16 protein-coding genes are annotated in these 17,011 nt (G+C 72.3%); 5 read left to right on the top strand and 11 right to left on the bottom strand.

Going from position 1 to position 17,011, the window contains the following annotated elements:
• Positions 1-61: 61 nt before the first annotated feature.
• The gene (gene tatA, locus ABEB03_RS13920; protein ID WP_345647213.1) at positions 62-319 is read left to right on the top strand and encodes a Sec-independent protein translocase subunit TatA; all 258 of its coding nucleotides are present in this window, start codon (positions 62-64) and stop codon (positions 317-319) included.
• Here the strand turns inward: tatA and ABEB03_RS13915 are convergent.
• From ABEB03_RS13915 to ABEB03_RS13905, 3 genes are all read right to left on the bottom strand, one after another.
• Complete coding sequence (locus ABEB03_RS13915; RefSeq protein WP_345647210.1) at positions 276-2,087, bottom strand: phosphatidylglycerol lysyltransferase domain-containing protein; 1,812 nt, start codon at positions 2,085-2,087, stop codon at positions 276-278. The two genes, tatA and ABEB03_RS13915, sit on opposite strands and share 44 nt — an antisense overlap.
• A gap of 357 nt (positions 2,088-2,444) precedes the next feature.
• Positions 2,445-2,786, bottom strand: coding sequence for a hypothetical protein (locus ABEB03_RS13910; protein WP_345647208.1), 342 nt, complete (start codon positions 2,784-2,786; stop codon positions 2,445-2,447).
• A 208-nt stretch (positions 2,787-2,994) separates the two neighbouring features.
• On the bottom strand, positions 2,995-4,074 hold the full coding sequence (locus ABEB03_RS13905; protein ID WP_345647206.1) for an NADH:flavin oxidoreductase/NADH oxidase: 1,080 nt from the start codon (positions 4,072-4,074) through the stop codon (positions 2,995-2,997).
• Positions 4,075-4,230: 156 nt separating this feature from the next.
• Here ABEB03_RS13905 and ABEB03_RS13900 point away from each other — a divergent pair, with 156 nt between their 5' ends.
• Positions 4,231-4,587 carry an ArsR/SmtB family transcription factor gene (locus tag ABEB03_RS13900; RefSeq protein ID WP_345647203.1) on the top strand — a complete coding sequence of 119 codons (357 nt, stop codon included), beginning with the start codon at positions 4,231-4,233 and terminating at the stop codon, positions 4,585-4,587.
• A gap of 47 nt (positions 4,588-4,634) precedes the next feature.
• On the opposite strand, the gene ABEB03_RS13895 is transcribed toward ABEB03_RS13900, so the two are convergent.
• Together ABEB03_RS13895 and ABEB03_RS13890 are read right to left on the bottom strand one after the other, a co-directional pair.
• Positions 4,635-6,008 carry a nucleobase:cation symporter-2 family protein gene (locus tag ABEB03_RS13895; RefSeq protein ID WP_345647200.1) on the bottom strand — a complete coding sequence of 458 codons (1,374 nt, stop codon included), beginning with the start codon at positions 6,006-6,008 and terminating at the stop codon, positions 4,635-4,637.
• 169 nt (positions 6,009-6,177) lie between these two features.
• Entirely contained in the window at positions 6,178-7,527 is a 1,350-nt protein-coding gene (locus ABEB03_RS13890; RefSeq protein ID WP_345647197.1) for an FAD-dependent oxidoreductase, read from the bottom strand.
• A gap of 159 nt (positions 7,528-7,686) precedes the next feature.
• Here ABEB03_RS13890 and ABEB03_RS13885 point away from each other — a divergent pair, with 159 nt between their 5' ends.
• A complete protein-coding gene (locus tag ABEB03_RS13885; RefSeq protein WP_345647194.1) occupies positions 7,687-8,310 on the top strand; it encodes a DUF6214 family protein in 624 nt (207 codons plus the stop codon).
• A 34-nt stretch (positions 8,311-8,344) separates the two neighbouring features.
• Here ABEB03_RS13885 and ABEB03_RS13880 read toward each other — a convergent pair whose 3' ends face one another.
• The gene (locus tag ABEB03_RS13880) at positions 8,345-9,049 is read right to left on the bottom strand and encodes a DUF305 domain-containing protein (protein ID WP_345647191.1); all 705 of its coding nucleotides are present in this window, start codon (positions 9,047-9,049) and stop codon (positions 8,345-8,347) included.
• Positions 9,050-9,221: 172 nt separating this feature from the next.
• On the opposite strand from ABEB03_RS13880, the gene ABEB03_RS13875 reads away from it, so the two are divergent.
• A complete protein-coding gene (locus ABEB03_RS13875; RefSeq protein WP_345647188.1) occupies positions 9,222-10,724 on the top strand; it encodes an LVIVD repeat-containing protein in 1,503 nt (500 codons plus the stop codon).
• On the opposite strand, the gene ABEB03_RS13870 is transcribed toward ABEB03_RS13875, so the two are convergent.
• The 5 genes from ABEB03_RS13870 to ABEB03_RS13850 form a co-directional block, all read right to left on the bottom strand.
• Positions 10,712-11,494: a TetR/AcrR family transcriptional regulator gene (locus ABEB03_RS13870; RefSeq protein ID WP_345647185.1), complete on the bottom strand. Its 783-nt coding sequence runs from the start codon at positions 11,492-11,494 to the stop codon at positions 10,712-10,714. The two genes, ABEB03_RS13875 and ABEB03_RS13870, sit on opposite strands and share 13 nt — an antisense overlap.
• A gap of 159 nt (positions 11,495-11,653) precedes the next feature.
• Entirely contained in the window at positions 11,654-12,349 is a 696-nt protein-coding gene (locus tag ABEB03_RS13865) for an HAD family hydrolase (protein WP_345647182.1), read from the bottom strand.
• A gap of 33 nt (positions 12,350-12,382) precedes the next feature.
• Positions 12,383-13,096, bottom strand: coding sequence for a phosphatase PAP2 family protein (locus ABEB03_RS13860; protein ID WP_345647179.1), 714 nt, complete (start codon positions 13,094-13,096; stop codon positions 12,383-12,385).
• Between the two features lie 184 nt (positions 13,097-13,280).
• Positions 13,281-14,216: a M56 family metallopeptidase gene (locus ABEB03_RS13855; protein WP_345647176.1), complete on the bottom strand. Its 936-nt coding sequence runs from the start codon at positions 14,214-14,216 to the stop codon at positions 13,281-13,283.
• Between the two features lie 151 nt (positions 14,217-14,367).
• Positions 14,368-14,919, bottom strand: a complete 552-nt coding sequence (locus tag ABEB03_RS13850) for a DUF5134 domain-containing protein (protein WP_345647173.1) — start codon at positions 14,917-14,919, stop codon at positions 14,368-14,370.
• Between the two features lie 178 nt (positions 14,920-15,097).
• On the opposite strand from ABEB03_RS13850, the gene ABEB03_RS13845 reads away from it, so the two are divergent.
• Positions 15,098-16,753, top strand: coding sequence for an FUSC family protein (locus ABEB03_RS13845; protein ID WP_345647170.1), 1,656 nt, complete (start codon positions 15,098-15,100; stop codon positions 16,751-16,753).
• Positions 16,754-17,011: the final 258 nt, after the last annotated feature.

The following is a 17,011-nucleotide window of genomic DNA, read 5'->3' as shown; positions in this document are numbered from 1 at the left end:
CCATCATGGGGTGTCGGCCCGTCGGACGCGCCCCGACCGACGCGAGGAAGGCGGGGGCGCGATGCTCCGCAACGGACTGGAACCCTGGCACCTGCTCATCGTGGCGATCGTGGTCGTCGTGTTGTTCGGCTCGAAGAAGCTGCCCGACACCGCCCGTGCGCTCGGCAAGTCGATGCGCATCCTCAAGAGCGAGGCGAAGGCGATGAAGCACGAGAACGTGCAGCCCGCGGCCCGGCAGGCGGTGCCGGAAGCCGCCCGGGCCGCCGACGGTCCGGCTACGCCCCGTCCGGCGCCGGAGGCGTCCGGCGCAGCGCACTGAAACCGGGCCGCGGCAGGGCGGGCGGGGCGAGGAAGCCTTCCGCGCGGGCGGCGGCGACGCCGATGCGCGGAAGGTCGCTGCTCTTCTCGAACAGCAGGTAGCGCGGTTCCCAGACGGGCCGGTACTTGGCGTTGGCACGGTAGAGGGATTCGAGCTGCCACCAGCGCGAGAGGAACGTCAGCAGCGAACACCACAGCCGCAGCACGGGGCCGGCGCCCAGCCGGCCGCCGCGCTCGAAGACGGACCGGAACATGGCGAAGTTCAGAGACACCCTGCTGACGCCGATCTCCTCGGCACGCAGCAGGAGTTCGATGACCATGAACTCCATGAGCCCGTTCTCGGAGTTCCGGTCGCGGCGCATCAGGTCCAGCGACAGCCCCCGCTCTCCCCAGGGCACGAAGCTCAGTACGGCCCTGGGCTCGCCGTCCCCGTCGTGGCACTCCAGCATGACGCAGCGCCCGTCGGCCGGGTCGCCCAGCCGGCCGAGTGCCATGGAGAACCCGCGCTCGGTCTCGCCGTCGCGCCACCGGTCCGCCAGGTCGGTCAGGGCGGCCATCTCGGCCCGGGGGATCTCGGCGTGCCGGCGGATGCGCACGGTGTGGCCGGCGCGGCGGACGCGGTTGTGCGCCTGCCGGACGCCCCGCATCGCGCGCCCCTCCAGGGTGAAGTCGGCGCGGTCCACGATCGCCTCGTCGCCGAGTTCCAGGGCGTCGAGACCGTGCCGGGCGTAGATGGTGCCGGCTTCCTCGCCGGCCCCCATCACCGCGGGCGTCCACGCGTGCCGGCGCGCCTCGCGCAGCCAGGCGTCGATCGCGCCCGGCCAGGCCTCGGGATCCCCGATCGGGTCACCGGAGGCCAGCGTCACGCCGCCGACGACCCGGTAGGCGATCGCCGCCTTGCCGGTCGGCGACCACACGACCGCCTTGTCGCGGCGCAGCGCGAAGTACCCCAGTGAGTCCCGTTCGCCGTGCTTGGCGAGCAGCTCCCGCAGGCGGTCCTCGTCGGGCGCGCCGAGGAGTTCACGGCCGCGCGGCGAGCGGAAGCAGGCGTAGAGCACGAGGAGGAAGGTCGCGGCCATCATGACGTTGATCAGGACGTCCACCCAGCGGGGCGCCGCGACGCTGTCGAAGCGGTCGGCGAGCGGTCCGACGCTGACGCCGCGCAGCAGGGTGTACGCGACGCGGTCGCTCAGCGGTGTCCCGGTGACCCGGTTGGTGGCGCTCACCAGCAGAGTGCCGAGGGTGGCGCCGACGAGCAGGCCGCCGGTGCCGACGGCCACGGCCAGCCTGGGGTTGGAGCGGTCGCCGACGGCGTGGAACTCCTTGCGTCCCACCAGCAGGGCGACGACGAAGAGCCCGGTGAGCAGGGTGGAGAGCCAGTTGAAGCCGTGCCGCTGGTACCGGTCCTGGGTCAGTGCGGCGGCGTAGAGCACGAAGAGCGGGCCGGCCAGCAGCATGTTGAAGATCCACGCCGCCCGTTTGCGGCGCCGCATCACCAGGGCGAGGAACAGGGCCAGCGCCGCCGAGACCAGTCCCGCGGTGGCGAGGTACGGGGTGAAGTACTGGCCTGCGTTGTGCTCGAGCACCTCCTGGCGGAAGGTCAGCGACACCACCGCGACCAGATTGAGCGCCGCGAGCAGGCGCAGGTACCAGACGGTGAGGGTCGCCGCCCGCAGTCGTGCGGCGGTGGCCCGCTGTTGTGGCGGGTGGGCCGGGCCTGACCTCGTGTTCCGCTGTTCCGGGACGAGCGCTGACTGTTGTACGGACACCGTGGAGCAACACCTTGGGGAGAGGCCGGGGCGAACCGGTGCGGATTGTGGCCGGGGGAGCGCAGTGGGGGCTGCGGCCGGGAACCCTACATGGTGTAGGGAAAAGATTGGTCATGGAGAGGTGAAGGGGTAAGGAGGCGGTGAGAATCGCCCCGTCGCCCNTCGCCCCGTCGCCCCGTCGCCCCGTCGCCCCGTCGCCCCGTCGCCCCGTCGCCCCGTCGCCCCGTCGCCCCGTCGCCCCGTCGCCCCGTCGCCTCCCCGGCCCGCCGGGGAGCGGCCGGGTTCCGGACGGACAGCCCCTCGCGCGTTCCTGCCCGGTCGCGGCTCCCGGTCCCTCCGGTGCTGCTGCTTCTTCGTCTACTTCTTCGTCCTGTCCGGTGCCCGCAGCCAGTCGGAGCGGCCCGGCCGCGGGTGGCCCAGGGCCCGGGGCGGGCACGGCTTCGTACCCTCCCCGGCGGGGCGGTTGCGTGTCGTCGCCCACCACAGGAGGTCACCCATGGCGGCGCCGGCCGTGACCACGGCCAGGATGACACCCGCCATGGTCAGCCCGTCGTCCAGGTGCGGGCGCCCGTGGAGGGCGTGCAGATCGAACCCGCAGAGGTGGTACACGCCCACCGCGGCGATCCCGAGACTCGGTACCAGCAGGGCCAGCACGGACATCGGCCCGCGGCCCGCGCGCCCGTCGTGGCGTTCCTTCAAGGGGTCCCCCGTCGCGTATGAGCCGGTTCACCACCGGGACCCTACTTCACGTAGGGTCCGACCGATCCTGGGGTGACGTCTTCCCCCTCATGGACCGGTGGGGAGCGGTCCTCAGTTCCCGTCGTGGGTGGGTGTCCTGGGTCACAGGTCCGTCGACGTCCGGCCGGGCACGGGTGCGGCCGGCGCCGGCCGCACCCGTGGGCGGGGCCTACACGGATCGGTGGTACTGGTCCGGCACGTGCACGTCGCCCCCCAGCTCCCGTGCGGCGAGCCGCGCGAAGGACGGGTTGCGCAGCAGCTCGCGGCCGAGCAGCACCGCGTCGGCCTCCCCGTTGGTGAGGATCTTCTCGGCCTGCTCGATCTCCGTGATGAGGCCGACGGCGGCGACGGGGAGGGAGGTCTCGTTCTTCACGCGGGCGGCGAAGGGGACCTGGTATCCGGGCTCGACGGGGATGCGGACGCCGGAGGCGTTGCCGCCGGTCGACACGTCGAGCAGGTCCACGCCGTGCTCGTGCAGCCGGGCGGCGAAGCGGACGGTGTCGTCGGCGCTCCAGCCGTCCGCCTCCAGCCAGTCGGTGGCGGAGATGCGGAAGAACAGGGGCTTGCTCTCGGGCCAGACCTCGCGCACGGCGTCCACGACGTCGAGGGCGAAGCGGGTGCGGTTCTCGTACGAGCCGCCGTACGCGTCCGTGCGGTGGTTGGAGTGCGGGGACAGGAACTCGTTCAGCAGGTAGCCGTGGGCGCCGTGGATCTCGACGACCTCGAAACCGGCGTCCAGGGCGCGGCGGGCCGCGTCGGCGAACTGCCCGACGATCTCTCGGATCTCGGCGACGGTCAGCTCGGCCGGGACCGGGTGGCCCTCGTCGAAGGGGAGCGGGCTGGGGGCGAGCGGCTGCCAGGCGAGGGCGCCGGGGGCGATCGGCGCGCCGCCCTTCCAGGGGCGCTCGGTGGCCGCCTTGCGTCCGGCGTGGGCGAGCTGGAGGGCCGGCACGGTGCCTTGTGCGGACAGGAAGCCGGTGATGCGGCGGAACGCCTCGACCTGCGCGTCGTTCCAGATGCCGAGGTCGTACGGTGAGATCCGGCCCTCGGGGGAGACGGCGGTCGCCTCGACGATGATGAGCCCGGTGCCGCCGGTGGCCCGCGCCGCGTAGTGGGCGAAGTGCCAGTCGTGGGGGACGCCCGCCTCGGCTCCTTCGGGTGCGGCGGAGTACTGGCACATGGGCGGCATCCACACCCGGTTGGGGATGGTGAGCTCGCGCAGGACGTAGGGCTCGAAGAGAGCGCTCACGGCGGACTCCATTCGTCACGGGACCGGTGTACGTCTCGTACGATAGGCATCGTAGTACGGGAGATGTCAAACTACGAGAGATCTCGTACAATGCGTGCAGGACGACAGCCCCGGAGGAAGTGCCCGGAGCGCGTTCCCGGACGAAGTGGAGCCGCCGTGACGACCGCAGCCCGTGCCAACGGCAGCCGCGACCTGCCGCACCCCGCACTCGATGAGATCCGCCTGGAGTCGGTGCTGCACGCGCTCTCCGACCCCATGCGGCTCCAGGTCGTGCGAGAGCTCGCCGCCGACGGCGACGAGCTCTCCTGTTCGCATTTCGACCTGCCGGTCACCAAGTCCACCACCACGCACCACTTCCGTGTGCTGCGCGAGAGCGGGGTCGTGCGGCAGGCCTACCGGGGCACGGCGAAGATGAACGGCCTGCGCCGGGACGATCTGGACGACCTCTTCCCCGGGCTCCTCGACTGCGTCCTCGCGGCAGCGGCCCGTCAGGCCGACCGGCTCGGCGGCTGAAACGTCCGCATCCCCGGTCGTCCGGGCGCGTGGCCGGCCGTCGGCCGCTATGCCTCGGCCGTCACCGAAGGAGGCGTGGGCCCGGCGGCGTCCCCGGCCGAATCCGTGGTGCCCGGCAGGTGGTTGAAGAGCAGGTTCAGGGCGATCGCGGTCAGGCACCCCGCGCTGATCCCGCTGTTCATCACCGTCTGGAACCAGTCCGGGAACTTCTCGTACACCGTCGGCACTCCGACCGGCAGCATGCCCACGGCGACCGAGACGGCCACCACCGTCAGGTTGTTGTTGCCCTGGAAGTCCACCTCGGCGAGGGTGCGCAGGCCGCTCGCGGCGACCGTTCCGAACATCACCAGGCCCGCGCCGCCCAGCACGGGCGCCGGGATCGCCGCGACGATCGCTCCCAGCTTCGGCAGCAGGCCCAGCAGCACGAGGATGCCGCCCGCGGCGGCGACCACCCAGCGGCTGCGCACGCGCGTCATCCCGACCAGGCCGACGTTCTGCGCGAACGCCGTGTAGGGGAAGGTGTTGAACACGCCGCCCAGGACCGTCGACAGGCCGTCCGCGCGCAGGCCGTCGGCGAGCGTGCGCGGCTCGACGGGACGGTCGGTCATCTGGCCCACGGCGATGAAGTCACCGGTGGTCTCGGTCATCGTGACGAGGGCGACGACCAGCATCGACACGATCGCGGAGACGTGGAACGTCGGCGTGCCGAAGTGGAACGGCGTGCTGATCCCGACCCAGTCGGCGTCCCCGACCCCGTCGAAGTCCGTGAATCCGAAGGGGATGGCGACCGCGAGGCCCACGGCGATGCCGATCAGTACCGCGATGCGGCCGAGGAAGGCCGGCGCGAACCGTTGCACGGCCAGCACCACGGCCAGGACGAAGCCCGCGAGCGCCAGGTTCTTCGGCGCGCCGAAGTCCTCCGCGCCCACTCCGCCGGCCGCCCAGTTCCCGGCGACCGGCAGCAACGAGACACCGATGATGAGGATGACCGTGCCCGTGACCAGAGGAGGGAAGAACCGCAGCAGTCGGCCGAAGACCGGGGCGAGCAGGACTATGGCGAGGCCCGCGACGATCACCGACCCGTAGATCGCCCGCAGCCCGCCGCCGGTCGTCCCGATCAGCACCATCGGCGACACCGCGGCGAAGGTGCACCCCTGCATGATCGGCAGTCGTACCCCGAAGCGCCAGAAACCCACGCACTGGATGAGGGTGGCGATGCCGCACACCAGCAGGTCGGCGGTGATGAGATACGCCAGATCCGCGGGCGACAGCTTCAGCGCGCCACCGACGATCAGCGGGACGGCCACCGCGCCCGCGTACATCGCGAGCACGTGCTGGAGCCCGAAGGCCGCGAGTTGGCGTACGGGTGGAACCTCGTCCACGGGATGCACGGGATGCACGGGAGCAGGGGTGGTGGCCATGGGCACTCCAGGGGCGGCGGAAAGCGGGTGAAGGTGGAGAAGGGTGAACAGCCCCCGACCGTAAGCGGCTTGAACAGTTTGTTGATGTCCGGGCTGTTGCCGATGTGTGTCATGCCCACGGAAGCCGTGTCGACTCCACCGCGCCCCGCCGTACGCCCCGACGCACCCGTCACGAACCCGTCGTACGCGCCGCCGCCAGCAGCGACGTCCAGTCGGGCAGCTTCACCACGCCCCGGCCGAGCGAGGCGCCGAGTTCCGCCTCGGCCCGCTCGATCGCCTGCCACCCGGCCCACTCGACCGGCCGTACGCCCTCCGCCCGCAGCGCCGCGAGAGGATCCCCGGCCACCTCGCGCCGTACGAGGGTGTCCGCGTCCTCCAGCAGTGAGGTCACCGTCTCCTTGGCACACGGCCGGTTGGTGCCGATGACACCCGTGGGGCCGCGCTTGATCCAGCCCGCCACGTACTCGCCCGGAGCGATCGCGTCGTCCCGCAGGATCCGGCCCGCCCGGTGCGGCACCGTGCCGTGTCCGGCGTCGAAGGGGAGCCCGTCGAGAGGCACCCCGCGATAGCCGACCGAACGCAGCACCAGCTGGGCCTCGATGTCCTCGAACCGCCCTGTTCCCGTCACACCGCCCTGTCCGTCCGGAGCGGTCCGCTCGAAGCGCACCGCTCCCACCCGCCCGCCGTCGGCCAGCAGTTCGACGGGGCGCAGGAAGAAGCGCGGCCGGATCCGTCGTGGGCGGCCCTGCGTCGGCGCGTCGGCCCAGCCCCGCAACACCTCCACGTTGCGCCGTTGCGCGGCCGGCAGGCCCGACGGATCGAAGTAGGCCGGGTCGAGCTCCAACTCGTGCGGATGCACGACGATCTCGGTGTCGGGCAGGGATCCCAGCTCACGCAGTTCCTTGGTGGTGAAGCGGGCCTGGGAGGGGCCTCGCCGCCCCACCATGCTGATCTCCGTCACCTTGCTGGCGGCCAGTGCGGCGAGCGCCGCCTGCGGCATGTCCGTGGGGCTCAGCTCGGCCGCGCCGCGGGCCAGGATCCGGGTCACGTCCACGGCCACGTTCCCGACGCCGATGACCACGGCCGAGCGCACGCCGAGCACGAACTCCTCCGCGGCGGCGTCGGGGTGCGCGCTGTACCAGGAGACGAACTCGGTGGCCGACCAGCTGCCGGGCAGGTCCTCGCCGGGCACGCCGAGATGACGGTCGGTGGCTGCGCCCACGCAGTAGACGACCGCGTGGTAGAGGTCCCGCAGACGGGCGACCGGCACCCCGTCCGGGCCGACCTCGACGCCGCCCAGGAACCGCACCCGCTCGTCCTCCAGGACGGCCCGCAGATTGTTCTGGAGCGATTTGATCTTCTCGTGGTCGGGGGCCACCCCGTAGCGCACCAGGCCGTAGGGGCACGGCAGCCGGTCCAGGACGTCCACCCGGACATCGGGCACCTGGCTCTGCTGGACGAGGCTCTGGGCGGTGTAGACCCCGCTGGGGCCCGAGCCGACGACGGCGACATGCAGCACGGCGGAACTCCTTAACCGAGGGTTCTGGAAGAACGCTGACAGGAGATCGCTGACGGTTCCAGGATCGCACCGCCGATGCTCGGCTGACAGGGTGCGACGCGTGTCGCGTCCGCGCGTGTCCGTTCGAATGGCATGTGATCATGCGGTTACGTTCCGCATGTGCTGGAAGCATCCTTTCTCGATCTGCACGGCCGCTGCCGCGCGGACGGCGTGGTGTCGGTGTGGCCCGCCTGGCAGGTGCGTGACCACCGGACCGCCACCTCGTGGTTCGACGTCCGGCTGGTCTTCGCCGACGGTGCCCAGGTCGACGTCCTCGCCGTGCTGTCCGGGGCCGGGGTGACGATCGAGGACGTACGGGCTCAGCCGCCGCTCTCCCTCGACGACCTCGCGGTGCTCTCCGACTGGATCGAGGCCCCGCTCTTCGAGGCGTGCGGCGCCGCGGCCCGGCCCGCGGGGGAGCGTGAGGGCGGGCACGGCGACGCGGGGAAGGGCGGGCACGACGACGCGGGGAAGGGCGGGCACGACGACGCGGGGAAGGGCGGGCACGACGACGAGGACGAGGGCGGGCGGTCGGGGCCGACGCGCCGGGCCCGGCGCGCCTGGCCGCGTGGCACCGAGGGTCGCAGACTGGCGGCGGAGAAGTACCGCGCCGCCCAGGAGGACGGCGTGGACCCGGTGCTGGCGGTCATGTGCGCCACCGGCCACAGCCGACGCAAGTCGCTGAGGCTCATCGCGGGGGCGCGGGAGGCCGGCTTCCTGACCCCTCGTCACGCACGGCGCTGAGCAGGCGGGTCGAGCGGCGCCCGTCGCGGCCCGGTCACTGAAGGGCGCGCATCTTGCCGATCTCGCTGGTCTGCTGCGCGATCACGTCGTCGGCCATCTCCTCGATCTGGATGTTGTTGCCCTCGGACTTCACGTCCGTGGCCATGGTGACCGCCCCGTCGTGATGCGTGATCATCAGCTTCAGGAAGAGCTCGTCGAACGCCTTCCCCTTCGCCGTGCGCAACGCCTTGAGCTGGCCCTCCGTCGCCATGCCGGGCATCGTCGCGTGCTCGTGCTCCGTGACCGCCCGCTTGCCGCCGTGCGTCTTGAGCCAGCTCTTCATGGTGGAGATCTCCGGGCCCTGCGCGGCGGCGATCCGTGCGGCGAGCCGCTTCACCTTGCCGGACTCCGCCTGCTTCGGGGCGAGTTCGGTCATCTCCAGCGCCTGGGTGTGGTGGACGATCATCATCCGGGCATAGGTGAAGTCGGCCGAGTTGGGGGAGTCGTCGTCGCTCCGCTGCTTCGCGGCCTCTTCGGCGGACAGTGTCTCGGCCGCCTCCCCGGGCTTGCCGGGCGCGATGACCGAGGGGCCCGGCGACGCCGCGGACCTGGCGCCGGAGTCCGAGTCGCAGCCCGTGAGCGCGAGTGCGGCCACGGTCAGTGCCACCGCGGCCGGCAGCGCACGCGGCGTGGGTCTCGGGGACGCGCTGGACGTACGGCGAGCGAACACGGCGACCTCCTGCGGCTCATGACGGGTCATGAAGCGATGGATACATCAGGGGTGTTGATGTCCGTCCTAGCACGCTTCCGAACGTGGCTGATCAAAAACATTCATTACGAGTACGTTGCCGTCTGTTGATCTCTGCATGGGACGGACGATACTTCAGGGGTCCGTGAACCGTTCGACCTTGAACGGCACAAGGGAGGAAACAGTGACCCTGTTGAACGATCCCCGAACGCGGCACAGACGCCTGGGAGTTGCCGCCGCCGCGGTGGGACTCCTGGCCGCGCTGCTCACAGCCGGGCCGGCGGCCGCCACCCCCGACCCCGGGGACGGCCCCGCGGCTGGGGAGAAGGTCTCCCGGAGCGACGCCGCCGAAGCGAGGGCCGCGGTGGCGAGCGGGGAGATACCCGGCCAGGACGAGATCGTCCACTCCGACAACATCAAACACCTCGCCAACATCCCCAAGGAGGCCTTCACCGGCCTCAATTCGGACCTCGCCTTCCAGGGCAAGTACGCCTTCGCCGGCAACTACGACGGCTTCCGCATCTTCGACATCAGCAACCCGAAGGCGCCCCGGACCGTCGCGCAGGTGCTCTGCCCCGGCTCGCAGAACGACGTGTCCGTCTCGGGCAACCTGCTCTTCCTGTCCACCGACTCCTCGCGCAGCGACAACTCCTGCAACAGCACGACGCAGCCCGCGACCGAGAAGTCGTCGTGGGAGGGCATGAAGGTCTTCGACATCAGCGACAAGGCGAACCCCAAGTACGTCGCCGCCGTGGAGACCGCGTGCGGTTCGCACACCCACTCGCTGGTGCCCGACGGCAAGAACGTCTACATCTACGTCTCCTCGTACTCACCGAGCGCCACCTTCCCCGACTGCCAGCCGCCGCACGACGGCATCTCGGTCATCAAGGTGCCGCGGAACGCTCCCGAGAAGGCGGCGGTCGTCAACTTCCCGGTGCTGTTCCCGGGCGAGGGGCCGGACGGCGGCGGCAACCCGGGCGGGCCCACCAACCCGGGTGTCTCCAAGACCACCGGCTGCCACGACATCACGGTCCTGCCCTCCAAGGACCTCGCCGCGGGCGCGTGCATGGGTGACGGCATCCTGTTCTCCATCAAGGACCCGGCGCACCCGAAGGTCATCGACCAGGTCGAGGACAACGTGAACTTCGCGTTCTGGCACTCGGCGACCTTCAACCAGAAGGCCGACAAGGTCGTGTTCACCGACGAACTGGGCGGCGGCGGCGCGGCCACCTGCAACGCGGCGATCGGCCCGAACCGCGGAGCCGACGGCATCTACGACATCGTCGGCAAGGGCGACAAGCGCAAGCTCGTCTTCCGGAGCTACTACAAGATCCCCCGCCACCAGGCGGACACCGAGAACTGCGTGGCCCACAACGGCTCGCTGATCCCCGTCAAGGGCAAGGACCTCATGGTCCAGGCCTGGTACCAGGGCGGCGTCTCGGTCTGGGACTTCACCGACTCGTCGGCCCCGAAGGAGATCGCCTACTTCGAGCGCGGCCCGCTGTCCACCGACACGCTCCAGGTCGGCGGATCGTGGTCGGCGTACTACTACAACGGCTACATCTACTCGAACGACATCGCCAAGGGCTTCGACGTCCTGAAGCTCGACGACCGGCGCACGGACCCGGCCAAGCGGGTCCGGCTGGGCGAGCTCAACGTCCAGACGCAGCCGGACTACTTCGACTGACCGTCCGCCCGGGCGTCCGCCTGCCGGTCCGAACTGCCCACCGGCTGTTCGTCCGTCAGGCGGTCCGGGCGGTCGCCGGTCGGGTCCTCCGGCCCGTCCGCGGCCTGTTCCTCGGGCTGCCGGCCGGTCGCGAAGAACCGTGACAGGTCCGTCTCACACGTCCCGCCGGACGCCTCGGTCTCCGGCGGGACACCCATCTCCCAGTCGAGCCGGTACCGCTTGAACAACTCGGCCCGCAGCGTCGGTATCGGCATCGGAACACCCGGCACCAGGGCCGAGTACACCGCGCCCATCAGCAGCGCCCGCAGCATCGGGTAGTCGGTCCCGGCATCCGGCGAGCCGTACCCGGCCATCGTGTCCCGCAGCAGTTGGGCGAGCCGCTGCTGCTCGGGACACTGGACGAACCCCTCGGCCTGCAACAGGCCTGCCATGTGCTGGCGCATCAGGACGGGCTGGTCGCGGGCGAGGCCGAGGATCGCGTCGATGGCGCGTGCCATCCGCTCCCGTCCGTCCTCGGTACGCGGCTCGCTCTCCAGCCGCTCCTCCAGCGTGCGGTGCATCAGCCGGTGCACGGCGGACTGCAGGAGCTGGCGCTTCCCGGGGAAGTAGTACGAGACCAGACCGCGCGCCGATCCCGCGCGGTCCGCGATGTCCCCGAGCGTCGTCGCCTCGTAGCCGCGCTCGCTCACCAGCTCCACGGCTGCCTGCAGCAGCCGCTCCCGGGAACGCCGCCGCAACTCTTCATTGACCGAGGCGCTGCGCGGGGACATGCTGTAACTCCTGCGTTGACTGGCTGCCAGCCAACTATACTCAACGCGTCCGGGGCAGACCCTTCGTGGGTCCACTCCGGCCTGCCGTCTGCCTCGGATGACACGGGGGATCATCCGAGGCGGACCGGCGGACTTGCGGGCGAACGGGCGACGTTCCCGTCAACCGACCAGACCGAGCACGGGCCGCAGTCCCTCCGGGCGCCGGACCACCGGCAGATGGTCGACGAAGAACACCTCACAACCCAGGGCAGCCGCGCCCCCGTCGGCCCGCCGGTCGTCGCCCACCATCAAGGTGTCCTCGGGCGCGATCCCCAGCGCGTCGCACGCGACCCCGAACAGCCGTGGATCGGGCTTCTGGATGCCGTGCTCGTACGAGAGCACGTACGTGCCGACGTACGGGTCGAGGCCGTGCTCCCGGAAGACGGGGCGCAGGTCCCAGCCGATGTTGCTGACCACACCGACCGCGACCCCGCTCTCGCGCAGCGCGGCCAGCACCTCGACGGCGTCCGGGTAGGGATGCCAGGCGTCCGGCACCATGTGCCGCTCGTACAGGGCGTCGTGCAGACCGGGACCGGGCAGGGGCACCTGGCGGGAGACCGCCGTGTACGCGGCACGGTGCAGTTCGGCGCTCCGGTCGCGGGTGCGCCACAACTCGTCGAGGCCCTCGGGCACGCGCCCCGGGCGTCCGCCGCCCGGCATCGCGCCCACCGCGTCCAGAGCCTGCGCCGCCGCGGTCAACTCGTCGTCGGGCAGGGTGAGTCCGGCGTCGCGAAGCACCGCGCGCAGCCAGGAATCGGTCGATTCGGCACGGAAGAGGGTTCCGGAGAAGTCGAAGAGCACACCTTTGATCCTCATGACGGAGATCCTTCGTGGCCCCGTCCACGGGGGTCAAGGGTGCCCCGGGTCGCGCCACCGCTCGTAGGACGCCACGGCGAGGGCGACCACCAGCGCGCCGATCAGCCAGCCGCCGAGGACGTCGGAGGGCCAGTGCACACCGAGCCAGACGCGGGTCCAGCCGACGCCCACGACGGTGACGACGGCCAGGGCCAGGGCCGTGCGCCGCAGCCCGCGTCCCGCGCCGTACCGGTACAGCAGCCACAGCAGCAGCCCGCACACCACCGTGGCCGTGAGGGCGTGGCCGGAGGGGAAGGCCGCATAGTGGGCCCGGTCGACGGGGTCCCGCCAGACGGGGCGTTCGCGGCCGACCGCCCACTTCAGCGTCTGCTGCACCGCCGTGCCCAGCGCGCACGCGGCCGCCACCCACAGGGCGAGCCACCGGTCCCCGTGCTTCCAGACCAGCCAGATCACCGCGACGGCGCACAGCGCGCGCATCGTCCACGGGTCCCACACCCAGTCCGTCAGCACCCGGAACACGCGGGTGAGGCCGGGCTCGTCGACGGCCCAGGTGTGGGTGGTGCGGGCGATGTCGCCGTCGAGGGCGGTCAGCGGGTGCCAGGAGAGCGCGACCAGCAGGACGAGCGCGAGGGACAGCACGGCCAGGACCACGGCGGCCGGCACGACGCCGCGAAGACGCGGGCCGCGTGGGGCGGGGGCACGAGGGTCGGATGCGTCGGGGGGAGGGCCGGCTGCCGGGGAGTGCATGCAGTGATCCTCGCCGACGCCGGGGGCACCGGGCCAACACCCGCCCGGCGACGCACCGGACGCACCCGGCGTGCGAGGGAGCCCCTGGGCTGTCGGAAGGAACCCGCCACCGAGGCAGCCCCCGGGCTGTCGGGAAGAACCCGCCGGGTGGCGCAGGCACGCGTCTGACAGGCCCTAGGCCGACCTAGCCCAGTGCCCGCAGCCCGGGCACGAACGCCACCAGGACCGGGACCACCGGGACCAGCGCGGCGGTGGCCGTCAGGCGCAGGCGCCGGGCCGCAGTGAGGCGGTCGGGGGGAGTCAGCAGGCGGTTCACGCGCTGCGGGACATGTGCCTCCGGTGTCGGGCAGGGGCCGAACACGCCCCGGTCCTCGTTGAGTTCCACCAGGGCCAGGGCGATCGTGAGGCGGCCGAAGCGGCGCGAGGCCACGTCGTCGGCGGCGAGTTCGACGAGCCGGTGCATCTCGTCGCGGAAGGCGGCGAACACCGGCACCTGGGGGAAGCCGGTGGCCAGCGCCGCCGAGGAGTGCAGCAGCCAGTCGTGCCGGGCCCGCGCGTGACCCTGCTCATGGGCGAGCACGGCATCCAACTGCCGTCCCTTGAGGCGGCGCAACGCGGCTGTGGTGATGACGAGTTGGGGCGCCGCGCCGGGCAGCCACCAGGCGTCGGGGCGCTCGCCCTCAAGCACCACCAGGCGGTCGGCGCTGGGCTCCTCACCGGGCAACAGCGGTGCGCGCAGGCGCAGTTCGGCACGGCTCTGCCGGCGCCGCGCACGGGCCCGCAGAATCTCGCGCACCAGCATCGCTCCGGTCCACACGCCACCGCAGGCGAGTGCCACGGCGGTCGTCGCGGCCCACGCGCCGCCCGTGCTCAGCGCGTACGCGTCCACGACGGAGCGTGGCGCCGGACCGAACACATGGCCCCGCACCGCCACCCAGGCGGCGGCCGCGCTGAGCGTCATCGACAGGGCGCAGCACAGCAGGACGGCCGCCACCACGCACTGCCAGACCCACAGGGCGACCACCGGTTCACGGTCCGGCCAGTCGGCCCGTGCGAGCAGTCGTGGAGCCACCACGGCGACCACGGCGCCGAGCAGCAACAGTGCCGCGGGGACCATCATGGTCCGAAGCCTATGAGCGGGGTGTCGGCGCTGGATACGGGCCGCGAGGGCAAGTGACGCACGCCACGGTTTCGTACGGCGCTCTAACGTCTCGTGTCCGGTCCCGCGGCCGGCGGGCCCGTCCGGTCGGGCGGTGTCCGACGGGCCGGTCTCAGAGCGTGACCAGCATCGCCAGCATGGCGATCCCCATGGACAGGCGGCAGGCCCGTGACAGCTCGGGCCGGTCGCCCCAGCCGACGGCGCGCGTGCTCCCGGCGGTCGCGCTCCCCAAGGGCAGCAGTCGGGCGCCGGAGCGCAGGACGTACGCGGTGAAGTACAGCAGGAGCGCGCCGGTGACCAGGGGGATGCCGGAGCCGCCGTGGTGGGCGTGGTGGCCGGGGGAGGCGGCCATCGTGACCGCCATGTAGACCATCGCCAGGGCGCCCATCAGATGGTGCACGTGGTGCGGGTCCGACCGGGCCGTCCACAGGGCGCGCACGGCGGCGGCGCCGAACACGGCGGTGTAGACGAGCCAGGCCCAGCGCGGCGGGACGGCCACGGCGGCCGGGACCGCCATCGCGGCCATGCCGAAGCCCATGAGCGCCTCGCCGCCCGCGGTCCGGCGCTGTTCCTCGACACGGCTGCGCATGCGCAGCAGGCAGTAGGCGCCGGTTGCCGCGCACAGCGCGACGAGCAGCCAGCCGGGCGAAGCCGGTCCGTGCACCCTGTACCTCCCCGCTCTCCGATGTCGGACATCGGGCAGTCGGTCTGGACATGCCCCGAGCGTCCGGTGCGCAAGCGAGCGCAAGGGTGTACGTGGGGGAGCGTGCGGGAGTGTGCGCTGGTGAGGGGTGTGACGGAGAATATGTTTTACGAGTAAAACACCTGCTAATATTGGTTCCATGAGTAGTGCGACCGCCCCCAGGACCCCCCGCGTACGGCGCCTGCCGCTGGCCGGAGTACTGCGTCTCGGCAGACCGTCCGACATCTGGTTCAAGCCCGCGCTGAGCGCCGTCGTGGCCGTCGCCCTGCCCAACCTGACGCTCCTGGCGCTCGGCCGCCTCGACCTCGCCATGTACACGATGGCCGGATCGCTGTGCGCCCTGTACGCCCACAACCGCCCCTACGCCGCGCGCGCCCGCGCCGTCGCCTGGGTGGTGCTCGGCATGCTCGGCGGCCTCGCAGTCTCCCTCGTCACGGCCTCGCTCACCACGAACGCCGTCGTGCTGGTCACCGTCGGCGCCCTGCTCGCCGCCGTGCAGAAGGTGCTCTGCGACGCCACACGCATCGGGCCGCCCGGACACGTCGTCCTCGCCTTCATCTCCTCGGCGGCCCTGTTCGCGCCGCAGTCCCTCGGTCAGGTACCCGGCCATCTCGCGCTCGGCGCGGCGGCCGGCGTGTGGGCCTGGATCGTCTGCATGGCCCCTGGCCTCGTCCGCCCGCACGGTCCCGAGCGCCGCGCCACCGCGCACGCGCTGGACGCGGCCGCCGCGTACGTCGAGGCAAGGGAGGCCGGCGCCGACGCCGCACGGGCCCGCGCCGCCGCGGCCGCCGCCGTGCACGGCGCCTGGCAGTGCCTGCTGTCCACCGGAGCCCGCTCCGCACCCCGCCGCTCCCTCGAACGACTGGTCGTGCGCGCCGAGGTCGCGCTGGCCGCGCCCGCCGACACGGACTCCGGGCGGCTGCGCGACTGGGCCCGCCAACTGCGCGGCAACCATCCCGTGCCGCGTCCCGGCGACCTCTCCGGGACCGCCGACGAACTCCTCGGTGTCGAGGCCGCGCTGTCCTTCGGGGAACCGCCGCTGTTCCGCCGTCTCGGCCCGCTCGCGCCGATCGCCCTGCGCACCGCGCTCGGCTGCGCGCTCGCCGGTTACGTCTCGCTCGCCCTCGGCGTCGGCCGCCCCTACTGGGCGCTGGTCACCGCCGCCTCGCTCTACCAGGCCAACGTCACCCTGACCTGGAACCGGGGCGTGCAGCGCGTCGTCGGCAATCTCGTCGGCGTGCTCGCCTTCGCGGCGATCGCTCCCCTCGCGCACCTCGGCCAGGCGGCCCTCGTGCTGTGCTGCCTCGCCCTCAACTTCGGCGCCGAGGCGCTGATCGGCCGCAACTACTGGCTCGGCAGCATCTGCGTGACCCCGATGGCCCTGCTGATCACCGAGTTCGCGCGGGTCCAGCAGCCCGGCGAGCTGATCACCGACCGTGTCGTGGACACCCTCGTGGGTGCGCTGGTCGGCTTCGTCGCCGCGATCGCGGTGACGAACCGCAGGGCCGGCGACCGCATCGAGCACGCGCTCGCCGCCGTCGAGGGCGCCCGGGAGCGTGCCGCCGCGCTGCTGGCCGCGGAACACCCCGGGCCCGGTGCCCTGGAGTCGGCCCGACGGGATCTGTCCGCCGCCGTGGTCGCCCTGCGTGCCGCCGCGGACGCCGCGGCGGGCGAATGGTGGCAGCGCGCCCTGCCGGAGGAGCGGGTCGTGACGGCCGAGCAGCGCGGACACCGTACGCTCGCGGCGACGGTACGACGGCAGGGACTGCACTGCTTGGAGGGCGCACAGGCATGACGACAGCGGACGGGCGGGCGGACGCGGAGGGCACTCCCGGGGGGCGGGGTCACTCGGAGGCCGCCCCCGCCGAGCGGGAGGCCGCCGGGGGAGTGCCCGTCGGCCGCGAGGACGGCGCGGCCGCGCCCGCCGGGTCCGCGGCTGCCGGGAGCGACCGCCTCGCTGCGACGGCCCCCGTCGGTCACGGGGAGAGCGAGGAGCACCGGGAGCACCGGGAGCACCGGGAGCACGGGGAGCGCCGGGAGAGGCTGGACGATT

Origin of the sequence: Streptomyces siamensis, from assembly GCF_039543605.1 — a bacterium.
GTDB classification, from domain to species: Bacteria; Actinomycetota; Actinomycetes; order Streptomycetales; family Streptomycetaceae; genus Streptomyces; species Streptomyces siamensis.
Note: the sequence above shows the minus strand (reverse complement) of the source record. Positions and strands in the feature narration are given on the sequence as shown.

Excerpts from the sequence above, each read along its gene's own strand:
- ABEB03_RS13870 (WP_345647185.1), bottom strand. The coding sequence starts at position 11,494 with ATGTCCCCGCGCAGCGCCTCGGTCAATGAAGAGTTGCGGCGGCGTTCC.
- ABEB03_RS13880 (WP_345647191.1), bottom strand. The coding sequence starts at position 9,049 with ATGACCCGTCATGAGCCGCAGGAGGTCGCCGTGTTCGCTCGCCGTACG.
- ABEB03_RS13860 (WP_345647179.1), bottom strand. The coding sequence starts at position 13,096 with ATGCACTCCCCGGCAGCCGGCCCTCCCCCCGACGCATCCGACCCTCGT.
- tatA (WP_345647213.1), top strand. The coding sequence starts at position 62 with ATGCTCCGCAACGGACTGGAACCCTGGCACCTGCTCATCGTGGCGATC.
- ABEB03_RS13855 (WP_345647176.1), bottom strand. The coding sequence starts at position 14,216 with ATGATGGTCCCCGCGGCACTGTTGCTGCTCGGCGCCGTGGTCGCCGTG.
- ABEB03_RS13895 (WP_345647200.1), bottom strand. The coding sequence starts at position 6,008 with ATGGCCACCACCCCTGCTCCCGTGCATCCCGTGCATCCCGTGGACGAG.
- ABEB03_RS13845 (WP_345647170.1), top strand. The coding sequence starts at position 15,098 with ATGAGTAGTGCGACCGCCCCCAGGACCCCCCGCGTACGGCGCCTGCCG.
- ABEB03_RS13865 (WP_345647182.1), bottom strand. The coding sequence starts at position 12,349 with ATGAGGATCAAAGGTGTGCTCTTCGACTTCTCCGGAACCCTCTTCCGT.